The organism is Colwellia hornerae (assembly GCF_007954355.1).
GTDB lineage: Bacteria > Pseudomonadota > Gammaproteobacteria > Enterobacterales > Alteromonadaceae > Colwellia_A > Colwellia_A hornerae.
In genome coordinates this window covers 27,985-48,491 of record NZ_VOLR01000018.1, presented here as the reverse complement: position 1 = coordinate 48,491, position 20,507 = coordinate 27,985, and the positions used below count along the sequence as shown (strand labels likewise).

The 20,507-nt window shown below is 38.4% G+C and carries 8 protein-coding genes and 1 tRNA gene; 2 read left to right on the top strand and 7 right to left on the bottom strand.

Annotation, left to right across the window (positions count from 1 at the left end):
• Nucleotides 1–5 precede the first annotated feature (5 nt).
• The 7 genes from ESZ26_RS13220 to ESZ26_RS13190 form a co-directional block, all read right to left on the bottom strand.
• Nucleotides 6–644, bottom strand: a complete 639-nt coding sequence (locus ESZ26_RS13220; protein ID WP_223271678.1) for an OmpA family protein — start codon at nucleotides 642–644, stop codon at nucleotides 6–8.
• Entirely contained in the window at nucleotides 637–2,043 is a 1,407-nt protein-coding gene (locus tag ESZ26_RS13215; RefSeq protein WP_146799951.1) for a TolC family outer membrane protein, read from the bottom strand. Before ESZ26_RS13215 ends, ESZ26_RS13220 begins: the two co-directional genes overlap by 8 nt.
• Before the next feature lie 41 nt (nucleotides 2,044–2,084).
• On the bottom strand, nucleotides 2,085–3,458 hold the full coding sequence (locus ESZ26_RS13210) for an HlyD family type I secretion periplasmic adaptor subunit (protein ID WP_146799950.1): 1,374 nt from the start codon (nucleotides 3,456–3,458) through the stop codon (nucleotides 2,085–2,087).
• Nucleotides 3,455–5,629, bottom strand: coding sequence for a type I secretion system permease/ATPase (locus ESZ26_RS13205; protein ID WP_146799949.1), 2,175 nt, complete (start codon nucleotides 5,627–5,629; stop codon nucleotides 3,455–3,457). The genes ESZ26_RS13210 and ESZ26_RS13205 overlap by 4 nt, the downstream gene beginning before the upstream one ends.
• A 107-nt stretch (nucleotides 5,630–5,736) precedes the next feature.
• Entirely contained in the window at nucleotides 5,737–16,791 is an 11,055-nt protein-coding gene (locus ESZ26_RS13200; RefSeq protein ID WP_146799948.1) for a tandem-95 repeat protein, read from the bottom strand.
• 361 nt (nucleotides 16,792–17,152) lie between these two features.
• A complete protein-coding gene (locus ESZ26_RS13195) occupies nucleotides 17,153–17,761 on the bottom strand; it encodes a PEP-CTERM sorting domain-containing protein (protein ID WP_146799947.1) in 609 nt (202 codons plus the stop codon).
• An 883-nt stretch (nucleotides 17,762–18,644) separates the two neighbouring features.
• A tRNA-Ser gene (locus ESZ26_RS13190) sits at nucleotides 18,645–18,735 on the bottom strand.
• A gap of 148 nt (nucleotides 18,736–18,883) precedes the next feature.
• On the opposite strand from ESZ26_RS13190, the gene ESZ26_RS13185 reads away from it, so the two are divergent.
• Entirely contained in the window at nucleotides 18,884–19,462 is a 579-nt protein-coding gene (locus ESZ26_RS13185) for a DNA-3-methyladenine glycosylase I (protein ID WP_146799946.1), read from the top strand.
• 255 nt (nucleotides 19,463–19,717) lie between these two features.
• Nucleotides 19,718–20,383 carry a Bax inhibitor-1/YccA family protein gene (locus ESZ26_RS13180; RefSeq protein ID WP_146799945.1) on the top strand — a complete coding sequence of 222 codons (666 nt, stop codon included), beginning with the start codon at nucleotides 19,718–19,720 and terminating at the stop codon, nucleotides 20,381–20,383.
• The last annotated feature ends 124 nt before the right edge of the window (nucleotides 20,384–20,507 follow it).

The window sequence follows — 20,507 nt, the reverse complement described above, 5'->3', positions numbered from 1 at the left end:
AATAATTAATTAGCTTGGTTCACCGTATAAATGGTCCACTTGAGATCATCAATTTTTTCTGTATGAGATATCTCGGCCATTATACGACGATTTTCAGCATGCGCTTGTTCAGTATCAGCTAAGTTTTCTAAGCGTTCAAAACCATAACCAATTGAAGAAATACGTGCTTCATTAATTTTAAAGTTATTGATGAGCACAAAAGCAACCGCTTTAGCGCGATTATTAGAAAGCACTTGATTTAACTTTGCCGCGCCAACTTTACTACTATGCCCTTCAATCACTACATTGATCTGCGGATACAACTTAAGAAGTTCGGCTAACTTACCAATTTCTGTATTAGCTTGATCCGACAATTGATAAGAGTTGTTAACAAATTTACTATCAATTTTAAAAGGCATTATTTTCGACGTTTGAGTGCCACAGCCATAATTGTTAATTGCAGCACCTATAGTAGTCCCATCACATTTTTCACGCGCTTTTACTACACCATCACTGTCATAATCAGTTAAATCATGCAGTTGCTGAACTGACTCTTCTAATGTAACTACGGGTGTATCAGCACAAGCACTAACAAATAATGCCGCAAAAGCGACCACTAAATATTTTGCAGTAACTTCTATTGGCTTAGTTGATAACTTATTCATTGTAAGCCCCTTGCTCGTATTCATGTTCACCTTTCCATTTTGTTGACCTTGTTACTCTTAATGAATCAAGCAACTGCCCAGTAGCATTTAATAAACGGTACTGAGCACTCAATTCATTAAAGTCTGCATCCAAATAATCCTTGCGAGCTTGAAACAATTCATTTTCGGTATCAAGTAGATCAAGTAGGTTTCGTTGACCTATATCAAACTGTTGCTTATAGGCCGATTTTGTATCGCTAGAGGTGGTAACATGTTGCTTTAAATATTTTTTCTGTAACGCTAACATTTTAAATGCATTCCACGCTAAGCCAAAACTTTCAGTGACTTGACGGTGGGCGCTGTAGTTGATTTCTTGTGCTTCGGAAACTTTATAGGCGGCACTTCGTTCAGAAGCAACGTCTTTACCACCAGCATAAAAGTTGTATCTAAAACGAAGCATTGCTGTAGCATCATTTCGATGACCACCCACATCAGGACCAAATCGATTAATACCACTCTCTCCTGCAATATCATTATCAGAATTTGCGGCTAGTTCTAGAGATAGTGTCGGGTAGTACCTTGCATTTATTGAGCTTTTAAAAGAACGAGCAGCACTTATATCTTGTTGAGCAGATCTAATTACCGGATGATTTTTTATCGCTAAATTTAACCCCAACACTTTATCTTTAGGTAACATATCAGCGTCAGGTACGGGTAATACTAGGCTATTAGGTTGAGCATTAGTTAAGCGAATAAATTGAGATCTTGCATCAAGGTTATTATTGCGCGCCGATATCATATTCGATTGCGCGCGTGCGAGTCGACCTGTAACTTGAGACAAGTCAGCAATATTACCTAAACCAGAATCTGTACGCTCTTTTATTTGTAAATATATTGCTTGATGTGATGCAATATTTTTTTCTGATAATTTAACAAATTCTGCTGTTTTAATAAAATTCAAATAGGCTTTAGCAACTTGTAAAGCCAGATCTTCTGCGTTGGCAATTAATGTCCATTGTTCAGCGCTTGCTTCAAACTTAGTTCTATCTATTTCATTACTCGTAAACATACCGTCAAATAGTATTTGTTTAATACTAACACCAAACTCTCCACGGGCTAATTCGGTTTCACCATCATCACCATTAATAGCATTTCTTCTATTTCCAGGAGTATCTGTATATTCATAACCATAACCAGCGGTTAGGTCGATTGTTGGAAGATAGCCTGCTGAGGCGCGGTTTACATCTTCTTCTTTAGCTTTAAATCGCGCAAATGCCTGACGAATATCAGGGTGTGTATCAAGTGCTGTAGCGACCGCAGCCTCTAAGCTTTGAGCTTTGAGATTAGCTGAATACAATACAGATAAACCGAAAAACCCAACAACTGTTATTTTATTTAAATTTAATATCACGTTATACATAAAGATTCCATTTTCTTATTGTTAGTTTTATTAGCCAAGACTTACCGTTCCCTCAGTGCAGCCTCGTTCGCCCGTAATATCGGATTTAAAATATATTCTAAAATTGTTCGCTTACCCGTAATAACATCTACTTCGGTTAACATACCAGGGATAATAGGCATTGCTTCACCATTTTTATTTTTAATACTAGAAGCATCGGTACGTACTCTAATAAGATAAAAACTGTTCCCTTCTTCGTCTTGGGTGGTATCTGCACTAATATGCTCTACTTTACCGGTCAGGCCCCCATATCGTGTAAAATCATAAGCGGTAATTTTAACAATTGCAGGTAAGCCAGGGTAAATAAAGGCAATATCTCTAGGCTTTATTTTTGCTTCAACCATTAATTTATCTTCTGTGGGTACAATCTCTGCGATTGTTTCACCAGGCTTTACTACTCCACCTAATGTATTAATGTGTATGGTTTTTATTGTACCAACAACCGGCGATAAAATTAATGCTTTAGTCACTTTATCTTGTGCGCCCACTTGTGATTCATTAATACGAGATAATTTATTTTCTAATTCATTAAGCTGTGATCTCGCTTCTGTTCTATAAGCAAGTGCTGTTTCACGGCGATTTAATATTGACTCTTGTATGGCAGATTTTAACTTTGGTGCTAATAAACGTACGGCACTTAATTCACCTTTAAGCTCATTTACACTACGTTCTAATTTGTACAGTTCAATTTTTGAAACAATATTTTTTTCTGCAAGCGGTCGTGTTAAATCAAGTTCTTTACTGGCTATTTTATAACTTATTTTTAAGGTGTTAATTTTAGACACTAATTCAGCAACTTCTTGTTCCCTTTGTTGTATTTGTTGGGCTTGTATTGCCAATTGGTTGATTAAATTGTCTAGCCTTCCTGAGTATTCTTCTTGTTGTCTTTCAACCATGAATTTAGCGTTTTGTTGCAGATCTTCTGGATAAACAGGCACTTTTATATTTATTTCTATTTGCCGTTGCCAACTTTCGCTAATACCAATCAATACGCTTGAAAGCTCGGCTCTGAGACGAATAACATTCGCTCTTAGACTACTAACTTCTTGCTTTTGTTCTGCAAAATCTGATCTGAAACGCGTATCATCAATACTTACAATCGGTTGCCCTTTAATAACTTGCATACCTTCTTGAACAAAGAGTTTTTGTAAAACACCACCATCTAAACTTTGTATAATTTGTACTTGAGTTGAAGGTATTACCTTGCCCATGCCTGAGGTAACTTGCTGAAGTGCTGCAAAATATGACCAAACAAGAAAACAAAAAAGTAATGTGGCCATCGCCCAAATAGTCAATCGATGTAAACTTGGTACTTCTGTTAACATTGCACCATAAACATCGTCAGCCATTTCTAGGTCTTGTTGACTAACCTTCATAAGCTCGCCTCTTGATTTAACTTCTCGCCTTTGAGTTGCGCTAATACTTTGTCTTTTGGACCGTCAATAATCAATTTGCCTTTATCTAAAACTAGAATACGGTCAACCAATTTCAGTAAATCCATTTTATGGGTAATTAATAACATCGTGCGATCTTTTGCCGTTGCATTGATTGCTTCAATAAACTTCTTTTCAGCGCGAGCATCAAGACTCGCGGTTGGCTCATCTAAAAGTAATATTTGTGGTGAATTTAATATCGCTCTTGCTAAAACAATTGATTGTCTTTGACCACGTGATAATGCACTACCACTTTCCCCAACTTGTTGGTCAAGACCTTGGCTATTATGATCGGTAAAAGCACTTACACCAGATAATTGAACCGCTCTAATAAGTTGATATTCGGTTACTTGACGAGTACCAAATAGGATATTGTCGCGAATGGTACCATGGAATAAGACAATATCTTGTGGTAGATAACCGATGTTTTTTCGTAGATCACTTGGGTGAATTTGTCGATGATTCAAACCATCAAATTGTATACTACCTTTGCTTGGCTGATAAAGGCCAAGCAATAATTTAGCCAGCGTTGTTTTACCCGAACCATTATGACCGACAATGGCTATTCTTTCCCCTTGCTTAATTTTTACAGACATTGGTAGCAAAGAATCACTTTCTGCATTAGGGTACTTAAAACTGATATTTTCAGCATGTATATTACCACTGAGTTTTGTCCGACTCACTAAATGAGCTTTGTCTTCAAATTCGCCTTCTTGCTCCATTAAGGTATCAAGTTGTTTTAAAGCACTTAAGGTTTGATTAGAGCGCGTCATTAAGCCAGCAAGCTTAGCAATAGGAGATATAGCACGACCAGTTAACATAACCGCCGCTATAATTCCCCCCATAGATATTAAGTTTTCTGAGACCCGATACACACCTAACACGACAACGGCAACTACTGATATTTGTACAATAAAACTAGCAAAATTCAACACCGAATTAGTGATCATTTTAGATTTTAGTAACCAGGTAGAAGTGTGACCAACCATTTGTTGCCATGCTCTTTGCACAACACCTTCTGCGCCATTAGCTTTAATAGATTCTAATGCGCTTAAACATTCAATTAGATGTCCATGCCTTAAACCCGAAAACTTATTACTTTCTTCTATCGCTTTACGCAGTTTAGATTGATTTAACAATGTATAGCTAATGATAAGTATTGAGGCGATAATTGGAAACATCACTAGGTCACCGGCAACAAGCCAAATACAAAACATAAAAAGTACAGCAAAAGGTAAGTCAACCAACGCACTTATTGTCGCAGAAGACAAAAATTCTCTAACACTGTCAAATTCACTTAGCTGCTTAGCCATTCCACCAACACTTGGTGAGCGTTTTTCTAGCGGTATACCGATAACTTTAGCAAATAGTTTTGAAGAAACTTCAATATCAATCTTTTTACCCGCAACATCAATTAAATAACCGCGAAGTTGCTTTAAAATCAAATCAAAAATATAAGCAATACCGGCTCCAATCGCTAATACCCATAGTGATTCAAAAGCAAGGTTAGGTATAACTTTGTCATAAATATTCATCACAAAAAGTGGTGATACTAGGGCAAAAATATTGATCATAACTGAAGCAATAATCACATCTCGGTATATCGATGAAGTATTCTTAATTTTCTGCCATAACCAATGTTCTTTTGAGCTATTAAGATGAACATCAAAATTTCTATCGCCCCGATATTGCTGCTTTATTAAAAATAAATAACCAACAAAACTTGATTCTAATTCCTCTATCGTCAGCTGTTCTTCACCGCCGGTTTCAGGTAAAGAAACCGTAGCTATATTTTTTTCAACATTAAGCTCTTGTAATACTAAAGCTTTTTTATCTTTTAGCATCAAAATGCAAGGCAACAGCATTGATGGTAATTCATTTAGACCTTTGCGCACCAATTTAGCACTTAACCCTGCGCGAGAAGCCGCTTGAGGTAAAAGTTCTGGTGTTAGGTTTGCGCCTGTAAGCGGCAAGCCTGCTGAAAGCGCTTCAGCAGAACACGGATTACCATAATGCTCTGTTATAAGCACTAAGCTGTCTAACAAAGGGTCTGAACTTAACTTCTGTGAAGCATTAATTGTCCATTGAGTTGACTGTTGCTCTGTTGATTGCACGAAGTATTTGATCCCTTAAATAAGCTGATGAACTAATGATTTTTGAAAAAACTTTATCATTAGCTCATTGTAATTATTATATTTTATGCTTAATTTGCTCGACTTAACTATATCTGGTCTGAAGTGTCGAGTTCAATGGGTAATGCTACAACTTCTGATGACGCATCACTGTTCAATGTTACACCTTTGTTTAAGAAGTTATTGGTGATTATTGTTTCAGTATTCGATAGCACATCTACTTGATCAATATTTTCTAAGGTCAAGTTTTCGTCTGCAAAGATAGCTGTAACTTCACTTTCCTGATCTGTATTTATGTCGCTTTGTGAAAGTTCATTCAACATAAATGTTTCACCTATGCTCTCACTTTGGCTTTGCACCAAAAGATCACTTAAATCATAATCAGTTGCAAGGCTTGAACCTTCATTGTTTACAGCTTGGCTGGTAGTTGATTCACTAAAAGACAAGTCGATAAGTTCGCCGTCAGAAAAAGCAGAGTTCTCTTCATTAGTATCGTTGGCGTTGTTAGCATTTGCACTTTCAAAATAAATGGTTAGAGTCGCATTATCTGTTTCAGGATTAACCGTATCACCGTCTTGAATGGTATAGAAAATTTCAATTGATGGAGGAATAAGATTAGTATCAGTCCCTACTGGTAAACGGAACTCATACCTCCCTGTATCATACATAGTAAAAGTACCAAACCCCGTATCTATAATGTAAGAAGTGTTGTTAGTATCAAAAATGTATACTTGTCCTTCATATTCAAATTGAATTAAGGTTACGGTGCCATCAACTGAAGTATCTCTGTTGTCCCCACTACTACCTCTTTTTATGACATTGCCTTTAATACCTTCTGCTCTATTTGTAGTTCCGTCTCCGTTTTTGTCGTCATATTCAATACCATTATTATCATCTACGGCAACAGGAGCCGAGTCATTAATACTAATAGTTACTGTTGCTGTATCGGTATCAATACCATCACTTAAGCTGTATTCAAAACTTGGGAAATCAGCACCTAAAACAAAGCCTTCACTATTTTGATAAGTAAAGTCACCACTAGCATTAATACTTAAAATTCCTCCTTCGACGTTAATAACAGCAAAGCCATCTGTTTCAAAGATTAGTTCGACACCATTAATATGAGTAATCACTAATGTTGAACCGTCACCACCATCAGTATCGATGACGCCATCACCATCATGATGAGATATAATATTCCCTGAAACACTTTCCCCTTCATCAATATTAAAACCATCATCTTCTGCAACGGGTGGATCATTCACTGGTGTTACGGTTAATGTTAAAGTATCACTCACACCTGTATTCGTGGTGTAAGTCACCACGGGCACTACACCAAAATAATTGTCCGCTGGCACAAAGGTATAACCGCCATCCACATTAAGGGTTAAACTACCCACACCTAATATCACGGCTGTTTGACCGGCGACAAAACTAGTCTGTCCGCCTATTCCAGTATCTACACTAAAGTTTGCAACCGTTAATACATCATCAATATCACTATCATTTGATAACACGCCGTTAATCGCATTCACCGTTAAGGTCGTATCTTCTGATGTACTGTTTATATCTGCAGTGGTGTCGGTTAGATCATCAACCTCGTCAACATTAATTGTTAATGTTGATTCATTGGTATCACCAGCTCCATCTGTCACGGTATAAGTTACTACAGGTACACCACCGTTATAATTATCAGCAGGTAAAAAAGTGTAGCTACCGTCAGCATTTAAGGTTAATTCACCCTCCACTAATGACGCTGTTGTACCAATTGTATAAGTGACACCTGCAATAGTAAAACCAGTGACTGATAAGGGATTGTCAGGGCTTGCGCCATTATCTAAGACATTACCACTTACGCTGGTGTCCTCATTGGTGCTGACAACTTCATTATTGTCAGTAAGATCAGAAACCGGTGTCACAGAAATTGTTAAAGTAGAACTCTGAGTATCACCGGCACCATCAGTAACGATGTAAGTAATAACTGGCACAGCACCGTTGAAATTGTCATTTGGTGTGAAGGTATAGCTACCGTCTGCATTTAAGGTTAATTCACCTTCGGCTAAATTGACCGTTTCACCTGCATTGTAAGTATCACCACCAACAGTAAAGCTAATGACGGTTAACGGAGCATCAACACTGTTAGCATTATCGAGGACATTACCAGTTGCAGTTGTATCTTCTGCGACAGTAACAGTCTCATTATCATCGGTTAAATCTGAAACTGGTGTTACTGATATTGTTAGGGTAGAACTCTGTGTATCACCAGCACCATCAGTAACTGTGTAGCTGATCACTGGTACAGCACCGTTGAAATTATCAGCAGGTGTGAAAGTATAACTACCATCGGTATTTAAGGTCAGTTCACCTTCAGTGAGGGTAACGGTTTCACCGGCATTGTAAGTGTCACCATCAACAGTAAAGCTAGTGACGGTGAGTGGTCCATCTACAGATGCTGCGTTATCTAGGACATTGCCTGTCGCTGGCGTATCTTCTGCAACCGAAACCGACTCATTATCATCGGTTAAATCTGAAACAGGTGTCACAGAAATTGTTAGAGTTGAACTCTGTGTATCACCAGCACCGTCAGTCACTGTATAACTGATCACTGGCACAGCACCGTTGAAATTATCATTTGGTGTAAAAGTGTAGCTACCGTCTGCATTTAAGGTTAGTTCACCTTCGGTAAGAGTAACCGTTTCACCTGCATTGTAAGTATCACCATCAACAGTAAAGCTAGTGACGGTTAACGGACCTTCTGCAGTTTCTGCATTATCAAGCACATTACCTGTCGCTGGTGTATCTTCAGCTATCGTGACCGTTTCATTATCATCGGTTAAATCAGAAACTGGTGTCACTGAAATTGTTAATGATGATATTTCGGTATCACCAGCACTGTCAGTCACTGTGTAACTAATCACTGGCACGCTGCCATTAAAGTTATCGTTCGGTGTAAAGGTATAACTACCATCGGCATTTAAGGTTAGTTCACCTTCAGTGAGGGTAACGGTATCACCTGCATTATAAGTATTACCATCAACGGTAAAACTAGTGACGGTGAGTGGTCCATCTACAGATGCTGCGTTATCAAGCACATTACCTGTTGCTGGTGTATCTTCTGCAACAGAAACAGTTTCATTATCATCAGTTAAATCAGACACTGGTGTCACAGAAATTGTTAGAGTAGAACTCTGAGTATCACCAGCACCATCGGTAACAATGTAAGTAATAACAGGTACAGCACCGTTGAAATTATCATTTGGTGTAAAAGTGTAGCTACCGTCTGCATTTAAGGTTAGTTCACCTTCGGTAAGAGTAACCGTTTCACCGGCATTGTAAGTATCACCATCAACAGTAAAGCTAGTGACGGTTAACGGACCTTCTGCAGTTTCTGCATTATCAAGCACATTACCTGTCGCTGGTGTATCTTCAGCTATCGTGACTGTTTCATTATCATCGGTTAAATCAGAAACTGGTGTCACTGAAATTGTTAAGGTAGAACTCTGAGTATCACCAGCACCGTCAGTCACTGTGTAAGTAATAACAGGTACAGCGCCATTGAAGTTATCAGCAGGTGTGAAAGTGTAACTACCATCGGTATTTAAAGTGAGTTCACCTTCAGTTAGGGAAACAGTGTCACCTGCATTGTAAGTATCACCATCAACAGTAAAACTCGTTACCGTTAACGGTCCATCAACGCTGTTAGCATTATCCAGGACATTGCCTGTCGCTGGTGTATCTTCTACTACAGAAACCGTTTCACTATCATCACTTAAATCAGACACTGGCGTCACAGAAATTGTTAGAGTAGAACTATCAGTATCACCTGCACCATCGGTAACAATGTAAGTAATAACAGGTACAGCACCATTGAAATTATCATTTGGTGTGAAAGTGTAGCTACCGTCTGCATTTAAAGTGAGTTCACCTTCAGTGAGGGAAACAGTGTCACCGGCATTGTAAGTATTACCATCAACAGTAAAGCTCGTTACGGTTAACGGAGCATCAACGCTGTTAGCATTATCCAGGACATTACCAGTTGCAGTTGTATCTTCTGCAACAGAAACCGTTTCACTATCATCACTTAAATCAGACACTGGCGTCACAGAAATTGTTAGGGTAGAACTCTGAGTGTCACCGGCACCATCGGAAACGATGTAAGTAATAACTGGCACAGCACCGTTGAAATTGTCATTTGGTGTGAAGGTATAGCTACCGTCTGCATTTAAGGTTAATTCACCTTCGGCTAAATTGACCGTTTCACCTGCATTGTAAGTATCACCACCAACAGTAAAGCTAATGACGGTTAACGGAGCATCAACACTGTTAGCATTATCGAGGACATTACCAGTTGCAGTTGTATCTTCTGCGACAGTAACAGTCTCATTATCATCGGTTAAATCTGAAACTGGTGTTACTGATACTGTTAGGGTAGAACTCTGAGTATCACCAGCACCGTCAGTCACTGTGTAACTGATCACTGGCACAGCGCTATTGAAGTTATCAGCAGGTGTAAAGGTATAACTACCGTCAGCGTTTAAGGTTAATTCACCTTCAGTGAGGGTAACAGTATCACCCGCATTGTAAGCATCACCATCAACGGTAAAACTCGTTACGGTTAACGGTCCATCTGCCGTTTCTGCATTATCGAGCACATTTCCTGTCGCTGGTGTATCTTCTGCAACCGAAACCGTCTCATTATCATCGGTTAAATCTGAAACAGGCGTCACTGAAATTGTTAGAGTAGAACTCTGTGTATCACCAGTACCATCTGTCACGGTATAGCTAATCACTGGTACAGCACCGTTGAAATTATCACTTGGTGTAAAGGTATAACTACCATCTGCATTTAAAGTGAGTTCACCTTCAGTGAGAGTAACGGTATTACCGGCATTGTAAGTATTTCCATCAACAGTAAAGCTAGTGACAGTCATAGGACCATCAGCAGTTTCTGCATTATCAAGCACATTGCCTGTCGCTGGTGTATCTTCAGCTATCGTGACCGTTTCATTATCATCGTTTAAATCTGTAACTGGTGTCACTGAAATTGTTAAGGTAGAACTCTGTGTATCACCTGCACCATCGGTAACAATGTAAGTAATAACGGGCACACTGCCATTAAAATTATCAGCAGGTGTGAAAGTGTAGCTACCATCTGCGTTTAAAGTTAACTCACCTTCAGTGAGAGTAACAGTGTCACCGGCATTGTAAGTATCTCCATCAACAGTAAAACTCATTACAGTTAACGGTCCATCAACGCTGTTAGCATTATCCAGGACATTACCTGTTGCTGGTGTATCTTCTGCTATCGTAACCGTTTCATTATCATCAGTAAAATCAGACACTGGTGTCACAGAAATTGTTAGGGTTGAACTCTGAATATCACCAGCACCATCAGTTACGGTATAACTGATCACGGGTACAGCACCGTTGAAATTATCAGCAGGTGTAAAAGTGTAACTACCATCTGCATTTAAGGTTAATTCACCTTCAGTGAGGGTAATTGTTTCACCTGCATTGTAAGTATTTCCATCAACAGTAAAGCTAGTGACGGTCAGTGGACCCTCTGCCGTTTCTGCATTATCTAGGACATTACCTGTCGCGGTTGTATCTTCATCTATCGTGACAGATTCATTTTCATCGCTGAGATCAGAAACCGGTGTTACTGAAATTGTTAGGGTAGAACTCTGAGTATCACCAGCACCATCAGTCACTGTATAACTGATCACTGGTACAGCACCATTGAAGTTATCATTTGGTGTGAAAGTGTAACTACCATCGGTATTTAAAGTGAGTTCACCTTCAGTGAGGGTAACGGTTTCACCGGCATTGTAAGTGTCACCATCAACAGTAAAGCTAGTGACGGTGAGTGGTCCATCTACAGATGCTGCGTTATCTAGGACATTGCCTGTCGCTGGCGTATCTTCTGCAACCGAAACCGACTCATTATCATCGGTTAAATCTGAAACAGGTGTCACAGAAATTGTTAGAGTTGAACTCTGTGTATCACCAGCACCGTCAGTCACTGTATAACTGATCACTGGCACAGCACCGTTGAAATTATCATTTGGTGTGAAAGTGTAACTACCATCGGCATTTAAGGTTAACTCACCTTCGGTAAGAGTAACAGTGTCACCGGCATTGTAAGTACCACCATCAACAGTAAAACTCGTTACGGTTAACGGACCATCAACGCTGTTAGCATTATCTAGGACATTACCTGTCGCGGTTGTATCTTCTGCTATTGTGACCGTTTCACTATCATCGATCAGATCAGAAACTGGCGTTACTGAAATTGTTAGAGTAGAACTATCAGTATCACCTGCACCATCGGTAACAATGTAAGTAATAACAGGTACAGCACCATTGAAATTATCGTTCGGTGTAAAAGTGTAGCTACCGTCAGCATTTAAGGTTAACTCACCTTCGGTAAGAGTAACCGTGTCACCGGCACTGTAGGTGTTTCCATCAACGGTAAAACTCGTTACTGTTAATGGACCATCAGCAGTTTCTGCATTATCAAGGACATTGCCTGTCGCGGTTGTATCTTCTGCAACAGTAACAGTCTCATTATCATCGCTAAGATCAGAAACTGGCGTTACTGAAATAGTTAAGGTAGAACTATCAGTATCACCTGCACCATCGGTAACAATGTAAGTAATAACAGGTACAGCACCATTGAAATTATCAGCAGGTGTAAAAGTGTAGCTACCATCTGCGTTTAAGGTTAACTCACCTTCAGTAAGAGTAACCGTTTCACCGGCATTGTAAGTGTCACCATCAACAGTAAAGCTCGTTACGGTTAAAGGTCCATCTGCCGTTTCTGCATTATCTAGGACATTGCCTGTCGCTGGCGTATCTTCTGCAACAGTAACAGTCTCATTATCATCAGTAAGGTCTGAAACAGGTGTTACTGAAATTGTTAGAGTAGAACTATCAGTATCTCCTGCACCATCGGTAACAATGTAAGTAATAACAGGTACAGCACCATTGAAATTATCATTTGGTGTGAAAGTGTAGCTACCGTCTGCATTTAAGGTTAATTCACCTTCAGTGAGGGTAACCGTTTCACCGGCATTGTATGTATTCCCATCAACAGTAAAGCTCGTTACGGTTAAAGGTCCATCTGCCGTTTCTGCATTATCTAGGACATTGCCTGTCGCTGGCGTATCTTCTGCAACAGAAACAGTCTCATTATCATCGCTAAGATCTGAAACTGGTGTTACTGAAATTGTTAAAGTAGAGCTATCTGTATCTCCTGCACCATCAGTAACGGTGTAAGTAATAACGGGCACAGCACCATTGAAATTATCAGCAGGTGTAAAAGTGTAGCTACCGTCTGCATTTAAGGTTAATTCACCTTCGGTAAGAGTAACCGTTTCACCTGCATTGAAAGTATTGCCATCAACAGTAAAACTGGTCACTGTTAATGGACCATCAGCAGTTTCTGCATTATCCAGGACATTGCCAGAAATTGCGGTATCTTCTGCTGTCGTTACCGATTCATTACTGTCAGTGAGATCAGAAACCGGTGTCACTGAAATCGTTAAAGTAGAGCTATCTGTATCTCCTGCACCATCGGTAACAATGTAAGTAATAACAGGCACAGCACCATTAAAATTATCAGCAGGTGTAAAGGTATAACTACCATCGGCATTTAAAGTTAATTCACCTTCAGTGAGGGTAACGGTTTCACCGGCATTGTAAGCATCACCATCAACGGTAAAACTCGTTACGGTTAAAGGTCCATCTGCCGTTTCTGCATTATCTAGGACATTGCCTGTCGCTGATGTATCTTCTGCGACAGTAACAGTCTCATTATCATCGCTTAAATCTGAAACTGGTGTCACTGAAATCGTTAAAGTAGAGCTATCTGTATCTCCTGCACCATCAGTAACGGTGTAACTAATAACCGGCACAGCACCATTGAAATTATCAGCAGGTGTAAAAGTGTAGCTACCGTCTGCATTTAAGGTTAATTCACCTTCGGTAAGAGTAACCGTTTCACCTGCATTGAAAGTATTGCCATCAACAGTAAAACTGGTCACTGTTAATGGACCATCAGCAGTTTCTGCATTATCCAGGACATTGCCAGAAATTGCGGTATCTTCTGCTGTTCTTACCGATTCATTACTGTCAGTGAGATCAGAAACCGGTGTCACTGAAATCGTTAAAGTAGAGCTATCTGTATCTCCTGCACCATCGGTAACAATGTAAGTAATAACAGGCACAGCACCATTAAAATTATCAGCAGGTGTAAAAGTATAACTACCATCGGCATTTAAGGTTAACTCACCTTCGGTAAGAGTAACCGTTTCACCGACATTAAAAGTATTGCCATCAACAGTAAAACTGGTCACTGTTAATGGACCATCAGCAGTTTCTGCGTTATCCAGGACATTGCCAGAAATTGCGGCATCTTCTGCTGTCGTTACCGATTCATTACTGTCAGTGAGATCAGAAACCGGTGTCACTGAAATTGTTAAAGTAGAGCTATCTGTATCTCCTGCACCATCAGTAACATTGTAAGTAATAACGGGCACAGCACCATTGAAATTATCAGCAGGTGTAAAAGTGTAGCTACCATCTGCGTTTAAGGTTAACTCACCTTCAGTAAGAGTAACTGTTTCACCCGCATTGTAAGCATCACCATCAACGGTAAAACTCGTTACGGTTAACGGACCTTCTGCAGTTTCTGCGTTATCAAGGACATTGCCTGTCGCGGTTGTATCTTCATCTATCGTGACAGATTCACTATCATCACTTAAATCAGAAACAGGTGTCACAGAAATTGTTAGAGTTGAACTCTGAGTATCACCAGCACCGTCAGTCACTGTGTAACTGATCACTGGCACAGCGCCATTGAAGTTATCAGCAGGTGTAAAAGTGTAACTACCATCGGCATTTAAGGTTAACTCACCTTCGGTAAGAGTAACCGTGTCACCGGCACTGTAAGTGTTTCCATCAACGGTAAAACTGGTCACTGTTAATGGACCATCAGCAGTTTCTGCATTATCAAGCACATTGCCAGAAATTGCGGTATCTTCTGCTGTTGTTACCGATTCATTACTGTCAGTGAGATCAGAAACCGGTGTCACTGAAATCGTTAAAGTAGAGCTATCTGTATCTCCTGCACCATCAGTAACAATGTAAGTAATAACGGGTACAGCACCATTGAAATTATCAGCAGGTGTAAAGGTATAACTACCATCGGCATTTAAGGTTAACTCACCTTCAGTAAGAGTAACCGTTTCACCGGCATTAAAAGTATTGCCACCAACAGTGAAGCTGGTCACTGTTAATGTGCCCTCAATACTGTTGCCATTATCGAGCACATTGCCAGAAATTGCGGTATCTTCTGCTGTTGTAACCGCTTCATCCGCATCAGTAAGATCGGAGACAGGTGTTACTGAAATCGTTAAGGTAGAGCTGTCGGTATCACCAGCGCCATCGGTAACGATGTAGCTGATCACGGGCACACTGCCATTAAAATTATCAGCAGGTATAAAGGTATAACTACCATCGGCATTTAAGGTTAACTCACCTTCGGTAAGAGTAACCGTGTCACCGGCACTGTAGGTGTTTCCATCAACGGTAAAACTGGTCACTGTTAATGGACCGTCTGCAGTTTCTGCGTTATCCAGGACATTGCCAGAAATTGCGGTATCTTCTGCTGTTCTTACCGATTCATTACTGTCAGTGAGATCAGAAACCGGTGTCACTGAAATTGTTAAAGTAGAGCTATCTGTATCTCCTGCACCATCGGTAACATTGTAAGTAATAACGGGCACAGCACCATTGAAATTATCAGCAGGTGTAAAAGTGTAGCTACCATCTGCGTTTAAGGTTAACTCACCTTCAGTAAGAGTAACCGTTTCACCGACATTAAAAGTATTGCCATCAACAGTAAAACTGGTCACTGTTAATGGACCATCAGCAGTTTCTGCATTATCAAGCACATTGCCAGAAATTGCGGTATCTTCTGCTGTTGTTACCGATTCATTACTGTCAGTGAGATCAGAAACCGGTGTCACTGAAATCGTTAAAGTAGAGCTATCTGTATCTCCTGCGCCATCGGTAACGATGTAACTAATAACCGGCACAGCGCCGTTGAAATTATCAGCAGGTGTGAAAGTATAGCTACCATCAGCATTTAAGGTTAATTCACCTTCGGTAAGAGTAACTGTTTCACCTGCATTGAAAGTATTTCCGTCGACAGTAAAGCTCGTAATGATGAGTGGACCATCTGCAGTTTCGGCATTATTAAGCACATTGCCAGAAACTGAGGTATCTTCTGCTGTTGTAACGGTTTCATCCGCATCAGTAAGATCGGAGACGGGTGTTACTAAAATTGTTAAAGTAGAATTATCGGTATTACCGGCACCATCGGTAACGGTGTAGTTGACGACTGGTACGCTGCCATTAAAATTATCAGCGGGTACAAAAGTATAGCTACCGTCTGCATTTAAGGTAAGTTCACCTTCTGCTAGATTAACTGCTTCGCCCACCTCAAAAGTATTGCCATCAACAGTAAAATTAATCACACTTAATGGACCACCAGCACTAGCACCATTTTCCAGCACATTACCTGTGACTGATGTATCCTCTGTGACACTGACAGTTTCATTACCATCAAATAAGGCAAAATTATTGTTATTATTGTCGTTATCTAAATCAGTAGACAAAACAGAAGCATTATTTTGTTCTGTTGTATCGTATCCAGCCTGCGCTAACGTTTCATCACCTGTTCTATTTACTGTGACAAAACTTGTTCCTTCATTACTAGTAAGACCAGCAGTTGTTTCAGGAAGCTCAGCATCACTTTCAGAATCAATTAAATCTTGAATGGCTGAAATTTCATTTTGAATATTATTTATATCGTTATTATCAACTGTTCCTGTATTGTCATCATTTGGAACTATGTCTACACGAATATCATTAACCGACTCACCCTCGTAGCTGTAGACTCGATGCTGACTTCCATCAGCAAAAGCCAATACAATTTCACTGCCTTTGATTAGATTAAGAACGGTGCCTGCTTCAATGACATCACCAACTTGTAATAGAGTGTTTACAGCCACATTGGTGTGAACTTCACCTTTAACATTAATGACTTGTGCATTTTTTGGGTTGGTATAGTTTTCCATAAACAACTTCCTAATGATTTGGCTTACCACATACTCTAGACAATCTAAAAATACTGCAGCTGATTGATAACTGTAAACATACTTATAAGGTTACATATTACAAGTATTTAGACTAAAGACAATGTATTTCTGGATGGTCTTCTTATGAATTAATTAACAGATAAATGAAATAAAGAGATTAATTTTTAACACTAAATATATTATAAAATCTAAATTTACAATAATGATTTAATATATAGGGTCTAATCGTAATTAAATATATGTTATTTTTAAATAAAAAGGATATGAACAATAGGGATTAATGTTCATTAACAACAGCGGTATCGAGCGATACCGCCTTAACTATGATAAAAAATAATTATTAATTTTTGAATCTACGAGTTACTAACCCGATTAAAGCAAGTGAGAAAATAGCGATTGTTGAAGGTTCAGGCACTGAAATAGTAATTGATTTGAATACATGATTAATCTTGACACCTTTTAACGCTCGGTCATCGACAAATGCTGAAAGATCACCATTTGCATTATAACCAACGCCACCTGCATTATCAGTCACTACGTCTTGTGCAAGTTCTTTCAATCTACCCGAATAATTGGGATCCAACTCGTCATCAAAAAAGTCATAATGAGCCTTATAATTAACAATAAAGTTGACAAGGTCATAATTATTATCATTAGTAGTCGAATTCGAACTTAAGGCATATACTGAGCCGTCGGTAAGTGGACGAAACAAAAGTTCAGCAGCCTCTAAGCCATTATAGGTTATAACATTTTTGATTATTTCTTCATCATTTGCATTAAATTCTCTATATTCTTCACCATCTGCTAAATCAAAAGAACCGACATATGCCCATTGAATACCAGCATCATCTGAATACAGATCGCCAACAATTAGGCCAGCATTGGCCCTTTCTACAATACAAAGAGAAAACAAAATAACTACAATAATACTTATAATTTTAGAACTCATACTACTTCCTTAAGCCCTGAATGGGTTAATAATTTGATGTTACATAACTACATTTACTTCACTACACCAGTAGAAAGCAAAAATCATACCAAAAATAAAAATCCATTTAATTCAACAGGTAAAGAAAAATCATAAACTTAATTCATTAATACTGTTAAAAAACACGACACTAAATTCCAACTAAAAAATTCTGATTTAATAACACCGATTAACACATAATACCTGAATTAATAATTTATGCTAATATCTATTAGCATAGCATTGCATAATTATGCTAGCAATAATGGCAAGATATCTAAAAAATAGAAACAAATAATTTCTCGTTCACTCAATAATTATCAGCCCCTCTGCCCCATCCTTTTATCTTCGTCCTGAGCGAATTTAATAAATACAATACCTGTACAGTAACCTAATCGTATGAAGCTAATTGTAAATAATGTGCTGAAAACCCATTTGTTTAAATTTTCATATATTGATGTATTGAACAAGTTCTACACTTTTATAACTATCTTTTTTATATACTCGTAATATAGAGATTTGAACGCTACTCGAAGGATTAGCGCTATAAAGCCTTTTTTATAATTTCTAACTTTCCAAAAGCAAAAAACCGCTAATCTTTCGATTAGCGGTTTTTCTTTGTTTGGCGGTGAGAAAGAGATTTGAACGCTACTTGAAGAATTAGCGCTATAAACCTTTTTTTATAATTTCTAACTTTAAAATGCAAAAAACCGCTAATCTTTCGATTAGCGGTTTTTCTTTGTTTGGCGGTGAGAAAGAGATTTGAACGCTACTTGAAGAATTAGCGCTATAAACCTTTTTTTATAATTTCTAACTTTAAAATGCAAAAAACCGCTAATCTTTCGATTAGCGGTTTTTCTTTGTTTGGCGGTGAGATAGAGATTTGAACTCTAGAAGGGCTATAAACCCTTGCTGGTTTTCAAGACCAGTGCTTTCGACCACTCAGCCATCTCACCTGAATGTCTAAAAACAATTGCTTGCTTGAAGACGAGGCGAATATTAAAGTGTCGAAAAAGACTTGTAAAGCATTTATTTGCCAAAAATGTTTGTTTGCTAAAAAAAACAACAGATTGCTAGCTATTTAAACAATACTTAAGGGTATATATGGATAATGATAATTGTTCTGTAAACAAGTGTCGCTGTTCTTGGCTTGATACTTCAAAACCCGATTACGTAAAATACCACGATGAAGAATGGGGAGTACCTGTTCATGATGATAAAGTGATGTTTGAATCCCTTGTTTTAGAATCTGCACAAGCTGGCTTAAGTTGGTACACCATTCTTAAGAAGCGTGAAGGTTACCGTAAATTATTTTTGGACTTTAATGTAAATAAAGTGGCAACATTTACTGATGACGATATAGAACGTTTAATGCAGGATGCCTCAATAGTACGAAATAGGCTTAAAATAGTTGCGGCTATCAATAATGCTAAACGATTTATTGAAATACAGAATGAATACGGCAGTTTTTGTCAGTTCATCTGGTCTTATGTTGACCATAAAACCCAAGTTAACAACATTGAGGATGCTGAAAATTCGGTTGCTACGTCATCTATTAGTGATCAGTTAGCAAAAGATATGAAGAAGCGTGGCTTTAAATTTTTAGGCTCAACGACCTTATACTCACATTTACAAGCAACAGGATTGATAAACGATCACTCGAATAGCTGTTTTAGAAAATAAATGAGCAAGACCATGGCTAAATAACAATTCACCACCAAGCTACAAAGGTTAGTTAATGTTGCAAAAACCCCCTGTTACAAACATTCACAAATTATTAATAAATATCAACAGATTTAAGCAACTAAATCATAGTATTTTAAAAAACACCATGCCATAATATGTCAAGATGTCATAAGAAAAGTTTAAGAACACTCTTGAATTTTAATTAAATGGCCTTATCTAAAAAGTATAACTAAAGTTATCAGAGGAAGTTTTATGCAATCAAATATTGGTTTACAAGCGAGCAAAAGCTCAGCTATAGAAATTAACAAGGTACTTAAAAATACCTATATGTTGTTGTCAATGACATTAGCTTTTAGTGCAGTTACTGCTGCTATAACAATGACAATGAATCTACCTCGTGGTGCCGCACTTATAATGATGTTGGTCGCTTTTGGTTTAATGTTTGTTGTTAACAAAAAAGCTGATTCTGCAAGTGGTATTTTTTGGATATTTGCTTTCACTGGCTTAATGGGCGCATCTTTAGGTCCAATGCTTAGCCAATATGCTGCAATGCCTGGTGGTCCTGCCATGATAATGCAAGCACTTGGTGGCACAGCATTAATATTTTTTGCATTATCGGGTTATGCATTAACCAGTAAAAAAGACTTCTCATTTATGGGTGGCTTTTTAATGGTAGGTTTAATCGTTGCGGTTGTAGCAATGATAGCGAATATATTTTTCCAAATACCGGCGCTTTCATTAGCAATTAGTGCTGCCGTTATTATGATTATGTCGGGTCTAATTTTATTCGATACAAGTCGTATCATCCATGGCGGTGAAACTAACTATATTCGTGCAACGATTTCACTTTATTTAAGTGTTTACAATATTTTCGTTCACTTACTAAGCATGTTAGGGATTTTGGGCGGAGATGATTAATCTTCCAAGCTAATAGAATATAAGTGAGTTATTGCTTATAATATAAAACCTCGTTGATCTAATGGTCACCGAGGTTTTTTTATACTCATTTATAATCACTGTTTTCTTGTGCATGTAGGACATT